The organism is Dolichospermum sp. UHCC 0352 (genome assembly GCF_009711925.1).
Lineage (GTDB): Bacteria > Cyanobacteriota > Cyanobacteriia > Cyanobacteriales > Nostocaceae > Dolichospermum > Dolichospermum lemmermannii.
In genome coordinates this window covers 1-1,501 of the sequence record NZ_VIKY01000054.1, presented here as the reverse complement: position 1 = coordinate 1,501, position 1,501 = coordinate 1, and the positions used below count along the sequence as shown (strand labels likewise).

Genomic DNA, 1,501 nt, shown 5'->3' with positions numbered 1-1,501 from the left:
TGGTGATTGGTGATTGGTGATTGGTGATTAAATCCTTATTTTCATCCTGTTAATCCTTAAATCCTGGACATCCTGATAGCGAAGCGTGGCGTTAGCCATTTCTGACAATATTCTGACAATTTTCATATTAAATATTCAAATCTCGTAAAGCTAAACGAATTTGCTCTAAGCGAGTGCGGTTGACACCAAAATCAGAATCTCCCACACGAGAAGAAGAACGAATATGAATAACTGAATCATTGCTAGGAAAATAAAATTCTACATCATCAACGAATTTGAAAATGCGACTTTTAGAAATCGCATGAATATAATTATCTGTTTGTTCTATAACTGTGGTGCGGGGAACAACCGTGAGAACTTTGAGTAAGGTTTTTCTAGCTTTATCTCGTGTTACATCATAAGTGATTGGTGCAATAGCGTGTTTAGCATCAGCATTTTGACTGACAACACAGTTAGGGGAAGTTGGACAAGGACGAAGAGAACCTGATTCAATTCCCAAGTCAGAAGCCGAAGCAGTTGCAGGAACTATGCAACTAATGATCAGAGTTAGAAATATCGAGAAAATAATATTCCGTAGTCGGGAGATAGTTGTTAAATTGGACATAATCAGTTGATTGCTATATTCTGTGATTTAAGATATATTATCAGCTTTTGATATATTATTGTCTGAATCGGGCGCATATAGTCGCTGGGGAAAGTACCAATGTACTTATACTGCATTCGGGTAAATGGGTAGCCTTTCGCTTACCATCATGAAATAATATGCTTGTAGTTTAATTCCAGATTCTATTTATTCTCAATTCTTATGGCTGTATGATAAGCTTGAGTTATAGAAAATCAATAATACTTTTGATATTTATAACTTTTAGCAATTTGTCTTTAGATTTCCTTAATAATTAATTGAGAATCTTTTCTATTTATCAACGAGGTTGCAATACTTTCCGCGATTTGCTATAATTTCAGAGAATTTCATAATTGGCCTACTATTGTCAATTTTGGATTTTTCAGAAGATGTTAGTCTCAAACCCTTTATTGACAGTAGTTTCAGAAATTAATTTCCCCGGCTAATACAAAACTTTACAAAAATTTTAGCCATAAATTTGCTCAGAAATGATCTAATTTGAGCGATAGTAAAAATTTACTATTGACAAATTGACAAATAAGTGATTAGTAACCTTTCAACGTTATTAATTTTAGTGATATGAAGTCAATATGAATCACTTTAACTTCGATATATGGTAGGGGTTTAGCACTACTCATTGGTGTCAACTTAGGTTACAGATGGCTTATTTGTTTCCCACATTCCGCAGGTGTTTTTTGAATTTTCGGAATTATCCATAACCCAATGATAACAAGGCTTTCAGACAATGACACGCAATTCTATATTAGAGCGATGCCTTCGGCGCGGCGTAGCCATCGCCGATATATTTAAAGCTCGAATCAAGTTTATTGAGAATAATGTCAATAAATTAGTTGGTTTGAGATTAAATTCATTGAATAC

Annotated in this window: 1 protein-coding gene; it reads right to left on the bottom strand. The window is 34.0% G+C overall.

The features are described 5' to 3' along the window. Positions 1 to 127 precede the first annotated feature (127 nt). Entirely contained in the window at positions 128 to 604 is a 477-nt protein-coding gene (locus FJR06_RS03660) for a DUF1499 domain-containing protein (RefSeq protein WP_015081210.1), read from the bottom strand. Positions 605 to 1,501: the final 897 nt, after the last annotated feature.

Bases quoted from the DNA above. Each gene is read 5' to 3' on its own strand.
- FJR06_RS03660 (WP_015081210.1), bottom strand. From the start codon at position 604: ATGTCCAATTTAACAACTATCTCCCGACTACGGAATATTATTTTCTCG.